The organism is Bacillus paramycoides, assembly GCF_001884235.1.
GTDB lineage: Bacteria > Bacillota > Bacilli > Bacillales > Bacillaceae_G > Bacillus_A > Bacillus_A paramycoides.
Genome location: NZ_MAOI01000070.1, coordinates 114290 through 123916, shown reverse-complemented (window position 1 = coordinate 123916; position 9627 = coordinate 114290). Strand labels below are relative to the sequence as shown.

At 35.5% G+C, this 9627-nt stretch carries 9 protein-coding genes; 2 read left to right on the top strand and 7 right to left on the bottom strand.

Going from position 1 to position 9627, the window contains the following annotated elements:
• Nucleotides 1–422: AHH domain-containing protein (locus tag BAU28_RS14405; RefSeq protein WP_244158114.1), on the top strand; the 422-nt coding region annotated here is incomplete at its 5' end.
• A gap of 38 nt (nucleotides 423–460) precedes the next feature.
• On the top strand, nucleotides 461–1033 hold the full coding sequence (locus tag BAU28_RS14400; protein WP_071718909.1) for an imm11 family protein: 573 nt from the start codon (nucleotides 461–463) through the stop codon (nucleotides 1031–1033).
• Between the two features lie 83 nt (nucleotides 1034–1116).
• Here the strand turns inward: BAU28_RS14400 and BAU28_RS14395 are convergent, their stop codons facing one another.
• The 7 genes from BAU28_RS14395 to BAU28_RS14365 all read right to left on the bottom strand — a co-directional run bounded on the left by BAU28_RS14395 (nucleotide 1117) and on the right by BAU28_RS14365 (nucleotide 9597).
• Nucleotides 1117–2181, bottom strand: a complete 1065-nt coding sequence (locus BAU28_RS14395; RefSeq protein WP_071718908.1) for an N-acetylmuramoyl-L-alanine amidase — start codon at nucleotides 2179–2181, stop codon at nucleotides 1117–1119.
• Nucleotides 2178–2417, bottom strand: coding sequence for a holin (locus BAU28_RS14390; RefSeq protein ID WP_071718907.1), 240 nt, complete (start codon nucleotides 2415–2417; stop codon nucleotides 2178–2180). The genes BAU28_RS14395 and BAU28_RS14390 overlap by 4 nt, the downstream gene beginning before the upstream one ends.
• Before the next feature lies 1 nt (nucleotide 2418).
• Complete coding sequence (locus BAU28_RS14385) at nucleotides 2419–2652, bottom strand: hemolysin XhlA family protein (protein ID WP_083594720.1); 234 nt, start codon at nucleotides 2650–2652, stop codon at nucleotides 2419–2421.
• Between the two features lie 68 nt (nucleotides 2653–2720).
• Entirely contained in the window at nucleotides 2721–3224 is a 504-nt protein-coding gene (locus BAU28_RS14380; RefSeq protein ID WP_071718906.1) for a DUF2441 domain-containing protein, read from the bottom strand.
• A gap of 100 nt (nucleotides 3225–3324) precedes the next feature.
• Nucleotides 3325–3690, bottom strand: a complete 366-nt coding sequence (locus tag BAU28_RS14375) for a hypothetical protein (protein ID WP_071718905.1) — start codon at nucleotides 3688–3690, stop codon at nucleotides 3325–3327.
• Nucleotides 3691–3706: 16 nt separating this feature from the next.
• The gene (locus BAU28_RS14370) at nucleotides 3707–8143 is read right to left on the bottom strand and encodes a phage tail spike protein (protein WP_071718904.1); all 4437 of its coding nucleotides are present in this window, start codon (nucleotides 8141–8143) and stop codon (nucleotides 3707–3709) included.
• Nucleotides 8140–9597: a distal tail protein Dit gene (locus BAU28_RS14365; RefSeq protein ID WP_071718903.1), complete on the bottom strand. Its 1458-nt coding sequence runs from the start codon at nucleotides 9595–9597 to the stop codon at nucleotides 8140–8142. The genes BAU28_RS14370 and BAU28_RS14365 overlap by 4 nt, the downstream gene beginning before the upstream one ends.
• Nucleotides 9598–9627 lie beyond the last annotated feature (30 nt).

The window sequence follows — 9627 nt, the reverse complement described above, 5'->3', positions numbered from 1 at the left end:
TTCTTGATAGAGTAAATGTAAAAAATGATTATCCCGATTCGTATACAGCATCTAAAGTATTACGTGAAGAACTTAAAGATGCAGGGATTGAACCACCCCCATATTCTAATGCAGCACATCATCTAACACCTTGGAACGATAGTAGGGCAGAAAAGGCACAAATATTATTAAAGGAATTTGGGATAGACCATGATTCGGCGGCTAACGGAGTATTTTTACCTTATAAAGTGAATGAATACGTGACTACTGAAGTCTTACATATAGGTAAGCACAGTTCAGAGTATATACTTGAAGTAGAGAGGGTATTAAGTCTTGTTAAGAAACGAGGCGGTACTCAAGCAGATGCTGTTGAAGCCTTACATGATATAAGAGAACGGTTATTAAATGGTGAATTAAAATTAAATAAACCGAAGAAGGAATAATTTTATTTATGCTAGAAAAATAGTAAAGGAGAAAAAAGATGAAAATTTGGGAATTAAAGAGTTCATTTGATGACTATGAATCCTTTCAACTATTGAATTTAGAAGAAGATTCAAAAAAATATTTTGAAGGGAAAATTGATTCAGCAGTAAAAGTATCTGATTCATGGGGAGAAATACGTATTAATTGTGTAGAAGAAGGAAATCACAGTGATTTCCCTCATTTTTGGGGAGAAGTTGGTACACCAATGGTTAGTGAGAGAGCAAAACAATTCTTAGAGTCTATGCTTGGTGATAATGTAGAATTTCTACCACTAATTCATAATGTGACGGGAGAAGTGTATTATATAATTAACGTTTTAAATGCAATAGATGCAATTGACTATGAAAAAGCTATATTAAAGAAACTACGCTCTGGCTTAGTAATAGATTTCAAAAAATACGCATTTTTACCTAATATGGTTAAAAACCAAACAATGTTTAAAGTTTACTTAAATGAAATATTACACATTCCTTCTGTTTTTGTATCTGATGAATTTAAAAATACAATTTTAGAAAGTGACTTAAAAGGCTTTGAATTTGTAGAGGTATGGAATTCGGAATCAAATATGTAGTTAAAATGACTTTCAAAAGATGACAGTCATTATAAAAAAGCAGAACCTCAGCTCCCATCAGGCTCTGCTTTTTTTGCTACCTACTACTTCACATACACATAGGCTTCATTTGCTGTTACATAGTATGTTTTACCTTTGCTATTGTGTACTTTGTATTGCGGTGATCCATTGGCACTTATTTTTGTATCAATTGTGAATCCTAACCCTGCATCCACAGAACCAGCAACATCTTTATCCTGCCAAGATGGAGCGTCATAGAAACGTAGATTATTAACTTTAGAAACAACACGCTTCCCTACAATAGAAGAATCCACTGTACTTTTCTTATCAAACTTCACATAAGATGGATCATTTTTAATCCATTGCTCACCGCCAAGATTTAACCAACCATCTTTTTCAGCCCACACAATATATGATTCTGGTTTATTTAACTGACGAATCTTAGCATAGCTTGTACCTGGTCCTTTACGTAAATTAACGTTGTATCCTTCAATATAAGCAATACCATCTGTTACAGCTGTTGGTACTTCTGCTGGTTTAGATGGCTTTTCAGGAACAGAAACTTCCACATTAGAATTATTGTATGCACGTTGTACATCCGCACGAAATTGAGCTTCTGATACACCGTGACTACGTAAATAATCAAGTGGATCTTCATGATCTGTTCCACCAAGGTATTTCGTTACATCGTAGTGAGTCCATAATCCTTTTTCTACAGATAACCCACGGTCACGTAAGATTTTAGCTAGTAACTTAACGTATTTATCATAGCTGCGTTTGAATTTCTCGTAATCTCTCGTTTCGCATAACTCTACATGAACAAATCTTTTATTTGCACCTAATCCAGCTCCATACGCAATGTACTTTGTATCTGCAATTTGAATTGTTTCATCCCAATCGACCGCATAATGAACAAAAGCTGAACGCCATGTGCGAGACTCGTATTTTTGAATATTAATAGCTGGTGCTTCTGGGGTTGCCGTACTATGAGCTACAACACCCTCATAAGCACCCACACCTAAACGATATGGAGTTTTAGGTAAACCATCAATAATAAGCATTCTATCAGCAAAAGCCCCTGTAGCAAAGCTAGACAGGAGCAATAGAGTCATAAATACAGAGGAAGCTAGTTTAATTGTTTTTTTCATTTATTATCAACATCCTTTTTCGTAATTTTGGAGTGGTCGTATAACCCGCTAGCCGATAAACCGATGATGAGTCCTTGGAATACGTTCATTTTTATGTCAAACGGCAAAAATAAAACGCCTAGCAAAATGCCAAGCGCTAAATTAAGCAATGGAATATATTTAGTTTGTAGCCCAAGCATTTTTACTACCTGGGATAAAGATACTACAACTGCAATTATCACGCTGATTTCTACCAACTTATACACCTCCCTTCATTAACAGACCAAGTAATCCAGCTACAATTGCACCAATGATGATTCGGAGAATCCATGTAGTATTGGCACTAATCTTATCGAGAAGCTTATTTATATTCACGATATCCTTTTCATTGACAGTGGTACGTGTTTCTATGTTTCGGATGTCTCGTTGCATATCTTTTTGATCTAACTTTATCTGTTGGATCTCTTGCTTTAAATCTTGAATCTCTTGCATTAGTTCAGCTCCTTTCAAAATAAAAAGAGAGACATAATAGTCTCTCTTCGAATTAATATCTATAATTCTTAACTTGATACCAAACTCTTTACAGTTACTTTCCCTTCATACAAGGTCTCCCAGATTGTTTCAAATTTAACCCCACTATTTTTATAAAAACCCCAATTTACTGAGTCATCTTTAACGCTCTTCCCACTATAATAATAGTCGGCTATTTCCTTTATTGATTCGTAATATTGAAATTCAGTTAAGTCCATCCAACGCATATCGAATTCTTTAGCAAGGTCTGGCTCTTCAAGTTCTACTTCGTAAATGAAACTTTTATTATATTTACATTTATACTTCATAGCGTTTTCTAAATCCCGCCATAAATATATCGACCTAACACGTGAAGGTGATGAAGGGAACTTATTAGTTCTAATATCCTCAAATATACTTTCTTTCAAATATTGCGAAAACCTAGTATAAGTATCCCTGAAATATCTGTGGAAATTTATTGTATTTCCGTATCTAGGCTCTAATACTGTTCCCTTAGATAATTTCACATTTGAAACATGATAGAAAGTTCTCAAATTACTTCCTCCTAAAATTTATATCTAAGAGTATTTTATTCATGTCTTGATTTTTTGCACCTTCATTAAAAGCCGTATTTTGTGCAAAATAAAAAACAGCTTATGGCTGCTCTATTTGAACTGTATTTTCGGTTGTTACTGGTTCTTGTGGGGGATTTTTACCTGTGAGTTTGAAATAATCCTCTGCACAAATATTCTTTTTTGCAAATCCCATATCTAATTCATATAGACGTGAACCACGGCCACACAATTCACATCTTGTAGCAATTCTAAAACAAATAGTCCCGTCAGCAATTTCCCTCCACACTTCGACTTTACTAGTATCATTTGGGATACCTGCATTATTTAACATATCATCGGGTATTTGAACAAAAACCCCTGTTTCTGTTCGTTTTGCGTCTACTAATCTGCCCATAAAAGGAAACGTTTCTCCTGCTTGCAAAGGCATCATATAATTACCATCCATGTTCTATCATTCCTCTCTATCCAAGTGCATTAAATTTCCAACCATTCGGAGTATTTACATAAAAACCTGGTCCAAGATTACCGTCTCTAAAAAGGATATGCCCCCAACTTTGGTATGCATTTCCGCCAAGGTTAACGCCTTGTACCGCTCTTATATTCCTAAAGAACTTAACCTCATTTTCTGTTGATATATCCAACGTTTGACCATCAGGTGCTAGAGCTATGCTGTTATTCACATCTCCTATTGAAATCCTATTAAATGGCTGAAGACCATCTGCTCTTTCTGATGCCGATCGATCCCAGTTATACATGCTAGCGTAGTTACCACTAACCAAGGTTACCCCTGACACACAAACAGCTGTGCCAGCAGAAACTTGAGCATTTGTTGCTGTAATTTTAATAACAATCATGTGTTCCTGTGGGTTATAATTTTTAGGAACAGTGAATGTAAAATTGTATCTTCTAATTTCACCGTAAAAAGTGCTAGGCTCCGGAAATTCTTTGTATATTTCGTGCCAAATTTTATAACTTACCTCATCCAGTGGCGTAACAAAACATACTTGCAATCGTGGTTTTGCCGTTTTACGTACACCATTAATCTGTGCGGCTCTATAGTGGGCTGATAATGTATATGAATTTCCCGGATGTATCCCGTTTTGAACTTTTGTTTCAGGATAATTATACGTGTCAACACGTACTGCATTTACCATTTGTTCATAGTTAAATGCCCTTGTATTCTTTTCTATAACCACACCATTTCCCTGTGCTTTCCACGTAAGACCGTATCCACTACCAAATCCCCAATAATCATTGTTTCCTATGTTGATTTTCGAAACGCTAGAAAAATCATGATCGGCTATTAAATTTCGTTTAGGTATAACGGTTGTTTTGGTTCCCCATTCATCTTCAAAAAGGAAGTCTAGCATTTTAACGGTTACACCATTTTTATCGATGGTAATTTTATCACCATTAACGTTAATGATATTCGTATCAATACCTTTTGCTGTTAACCACTTTACCATTGTATCAGCATTAATATTTACCTTTGAAACATCAATTACTAATTTTTCCGATGAAAAGTTAATAGCTGCGATGATATTCCCTTTTTTAACTTCTGCAAGGATTCCTTCGTCTAACACCTGTAACTTAGATCCTGTTTGTTTGACATAGGCATCAAAAGTATCATTCACAAAAGTTTCGTGTTTTTTAGAGATAATTGAAACACCGTCTGAATTTGCGGTAATACTTCTTTCTAACTCAGTAACTTTTTTATCGTATTTTTCAGTTGCTACCTTTTCAGCCAAATCTTCCATGATTTTGTCTTTATTTACAATGTCATTAGGATTCTCCGTAAATGATGATGGAGTCGTTCCTCTTTGCAACATAGGTAGCGCCATCCATATACGCCCATTCCGATTAAGGTGATATCTCAATCTAGCTTTTACAGCTCCAGCAGGTACTTTAGCTGTGACAAAAAACCTTGTCCAAATTCCTTTTAATAATTGAATTGATGTTGATGGAAATAGAATTCTTCCTCCACTAGCATCAAAGAATTCTAATTGGAGAGCTGCACCTCTATCAATAGAAGCAGGAGCATCTGTATAAAAGTATGCAGAATCAACTATATCTTCTCCTGGTGAGACTTCCGTGAAATTACTCATTCCTCCAAAGTATTTATCTGCTGTTTCTCCTTGTGTGATTGTACGAATGCTCGAAAAGCCCTTGTAAGTGACTTGTTTATCAATAACAGTATTTCCGTTCGATTTGGTCCAGTACTTAAAATCTTGTTTAAAGGGAGCATCTCTAACTTCATTTGTACTACCGATACCACCAACATAATCCTCAACATCTTTCTTTTTCATTGTTAACTTCAACGCTTCACTATGTTGACCTATTGTTGTATTAGCCCCGCTAAGCGTCTTTCCTTGCTGAGTTTGTGTTTCTTGTAGTTTGCTAACATTTAAAGTAATCCCTTCAGCAGTTTTCTCTACAGCAGCAACACGTTTATCAAATCCCGTTTGATTTTGTTCAACCTTCGTTATGTTCTCTTTGATGCCATCCACACTTTTGACAATCTCAGTTGTTTTCTCTTGGAATGCCCCTTGTGACACTCCATCCTCTGGAGCAAGATTCCAATTCTCAAGAAGATCACCGAATGCAACCATAATTCCTGTGAATGTTGCATCGACAGTAGTTGTATTTGCAGTCGCTATATTTACCCTTACCTCTTTTAAAGTACCAGCATATTTCGTTGTATCAAAAGGAATTGAAATACGCTTCCATCCATTCGTTACTTCTTTTTGCGAAATAATAGAATAGTAATTTTGATCTTTGCCATTCTGTTCATAAGTAAATCGCATATATATTCGTGGATACTCTGATGTAGAAGTTAGAGCTTTTACATCTACATAACCGGAAGCAATACCTTTTCTATTCGCAAATGGTTCCGTCTTTAAAATTTGGGTAATAAAAGCACTATTACTTGTTAGCTGTAAACCCTTCTTAATTTCAGGGACATCTGGTATAGTAACATCAATAATTTTAGTAGTAACTGGATTGGTGATTCCAGACCACCCATTTTTATCATTTGAAAAATCAGAGTTACTTGCATAGTTACGCACTCTTACTTCGCGTGTTTCTAAATTTGTAAGTTTTTCAGTTATTTTACCTGCTTGCTCTTTAATTTCAGTTGTTGTTTTTGTTAGCTCATTAGTTTTCAATTGCACTTCAGAAATCGTCTTTTTCGTTTCTCCTACATTACTCTCGACTGTATTAATTTTTTCAGTGATTTCCCCACCTTTTTTAGTTAATGACTCAATAGAAGATTTAAAACCTTCATTTGTCTGTTGCATTTGAGAAACTGTTTTATTCATATTACCCTGTTCTTTTTGTACCTCACTAATAGTACGGGTAACACCAGTAAGGCTTTCTGTGACTTCGTTATATTGCCCTGCCGCTTCTTTTTGAACAGCTTCTACTTTTTTGTTTATTTCCGTTTTTGTGGACTCAATATCTTTATTTACTTGTTCTAAGGTTTCTTTCTTTACTTTTTCTACATCAGGAACAACAGGATCCCATATACCGTTTTTCCAGAGTTTTAAAATACCAGGTTTTCCATTACTAATATCAAGCCAAAGTGTTTTACCAGGCTCTAATCCTGTAGTCGGTGCTGTTTTACTTTCAATAATGGTAGTTTGGTAGTTCTTCAGATTTTCTTGTACTTTTTGCGCTAACTGCTTTGCTGCTTCTGATTCTTTTTGAGCATTATTAGCTGCTTCAGAAGTTTCTTTAACAAGTTTATCTAGCTGATCCAATAACGCTTGTTTATCGCCTAGTGAAGCAATAATTTTGTTGTACATTTTCCGCAATTCTTCATTAGCATCCACAATTTCACGATAATCTCCGAAAACGTATTTATCTTGTGTAGGATCAGTAAATGATTCATCACCAGCAATAACACGAGCTTCTAGATACAATTTAGGCGTGAGCCCTGTATCTTTAATTCGAATTGTATCTCCTTCATTAATCAGCTCATGAGCTAGCCCAAATACACGCCCTATACTTTGTGCTTGAACATCATATGAATAAGATGTATTTACACGTTTTGCAAGTTCTGTTTTCATGAGTGTCAAAAGGCGTTGTGGTGTTATATCTTCTTCTGTTTCTGGAGTATAAAAGCCGAATTTATGTTGACCACGCTCATTCCATCGCTGAAATGAATCATTATCTACGAGATAAGGAACTCCATTATTAATACTAGAGATGGTTATAAAGTCCCCACCTTCTTTCTTTATGAACCCCAATAAGGCTGTACAGATGTTTTGAGAGTTTTCGACACGTTTAATTCCCATCAAATCTTTACCAAGAGATACTTCTTTACCAGTATCACGCCCCCGTTTCTTCACCATATCTACATAACGTCCGACAATTTGAGATCCTACAACTTCTGCACGATATTGGATTTCTAATTCGAACAAGGACGCAGTATCTTTTAAAAATTTCAATGGATCTATAAATTCATCAATCGTCATTGTGTGGAAACCAGCGTATTCTGTTTTTCCTCTTTTCCACTTCGTACCTACAAGAGCCATATCAATAAACTCATTGACTGTTTTACCTTCAATCTTCTGCGGATTGATAATGCCAGCTTTCGCTAGTTGAATCCATTCACCAGATGCATAAGCAATAATAGATCTATCATCTGAATTTTTTTCAGTTTCAGTAATGACATACGGAACAATCCGTCCATCCCTTACCTCTTTTAAAACTAAATTTTGCTGCATGAGTGTAGCTGCATGATCTGTATTATCAAATACTTTAAACTCTAATGTATCAATGTTATTTTTTATCTCCCAATGTCGTTTATCATCCCAATAATCTTTTGGTTGTATATTGGAAACGATTTGACTTGTTTTAAAATCAACAACATGTAAAATTCCGCTTGGTGTCCTCATCTAAATCGCTCCCTATACGTTACTTTGGCTGTTCCGACAGTGGAAGGCATGATTTCTAGTTTATTTAAACCCTTATGAATAAAAGGATAATCACTAAATAAATCTTTTAAGTTAATAGCACTCTTACCATTTATCGTTACAAGGCTTCTCTCTGTATCAATGGCTACTTTATCTCCAACATCGAAAATATACGGTGGTTTATCTTGTGTATTCATATTGACTTTCCATATCTTTAAATCATCGATAGACATGTTTTGACAGAACATATTATTAGAAAATTGACAGATGCTAATTTGAATCTGTGCGACTTTAGCCATATTGACATTTTTTTCATCTATCCACACGACAAAGCGTTCTGAGTCGTCGATTTCTGTACCATCTTTAAATCTTGAAATATAAGCTTCCCACCTATTGCCTGTTCTCGCTAACCACAATCGACCGCGATATTGATTCCACGTATTCGGATGATCACCCGTTTCATTAATAAAGACCTGTCCGCCCGGTTTTTTACTATTCCCAACACTAGCAAATCCACTATTCTGCTCGGCTTCCCATTGAACATCACTCATAGATATACGAGCAACATAATCGCTATTTTCATCAAGAAGCCCAATTTCTACACGCCCCATTTGATCCCAATGCAAGCTTCTTACTCCAACATACGCTTGCATAATAAAATCCTGTAATGGCCCTTGTGGAATATTCTTTTTGGCTATGCAACCATGCCATCCTTTTACTGTAGGTTCACCTAGATACTCAGCCATAAAACGATATCCATCTGTTTTAAACTTCCCTCCACCCGTCATGTCTTCTGTTTTAGGAACATTGGTCCATCCCACGGTAGTTGACATTTCATCCCACAATACGCGCTGATTCCTTTCAACAGGAACTTGATCAGCTTTAAGCGGATATCCAATGCGAAAGTAATTCGTTCCATTCCATACATCAAGAAATGTGGAAGGTTTCGTTACTTCAATTTCTAAAATCGGATTAGATTCCACGCTTCCTTTGTTTTGAACATTTACGATTAACCCTCGGCTTTCTAACTTAAAATCTACTGTTCGGGTTGGTCCTAATTTATAAGGCATTGGACAAATAAACTTTAAAGTACCTTTACCAAGGGTTACAAATTCATCAGGATCAAAGCCTTCATCAATAACAGCTAAATAAGTTCTATCAGGAGTTACGTCAAAGATTAATTCAACAGCTTCTTCTGTAATTAGCCAAGCTGCTATTTCTTCTTTTAATGTTTCTAAATCTGCACCATCTGTCACAATAATTCCAACTGGAACAGGTAAAATACGCATTTCTGTTTGTGTGTTTAATAATCTTGTACCTGGATAACCTGGAACACTTAAAAAATTTCTTTTTAACGGTGCCCATGCTGGTTTTTTCCATCCTTTTTCTATTTGAATAAAATCTTTACGTTCTTTGTTAAATGTAAAAGAACTCATGTTAACACCTCATTTCTTTATAAAATAAAA

Bases quoted from the DNA above. Each gene is read 5' to 3' on its own strand.
- BAU28_RS14400 (WP_071718909.1), top strand. From the start codon at position 461: ATGAAAATTTGGGAATTAAAGAGTTCATTTGATGACTATGAATCCTTT.
- BAU28_RS14395 (WP_071718908.1), bottom strand. From the start codon at position 2,181: ATGAAAAAAACAATTAAACTAGCTTCCTCTGTATTTATGACTCTATTG.
- BAU28_RS14385 (WP_083594720.1), bottom strand. From the start codon at position 2,652: ATGCAAGAGATTCAAGATTTAAAGCAAGAGATCCAACAGATAAAGTTA.
- BAU28_RS14375 (WP_071718905.1), bottom strand. From the start codon at position 3,690: ATGGATGGTAATTATATGATGCCTTTGCAAGCAGGAGAAACGTTTCCT.
- BAU28_RS14370 (WP_071718904.1), bottom strand. From the start codon at position 8,143: ATGAGGACACCAAGCGGAATTTTACATGTTGTTGATTTTAAAACAAGT.
- BAU28_RS14365 (WP_071718903.1), bottom strand. From the start codon at position 9,597: ATGAGTTCTTTTACATTTAACAAAGAACGTAAAGATTTTATTCAAATA.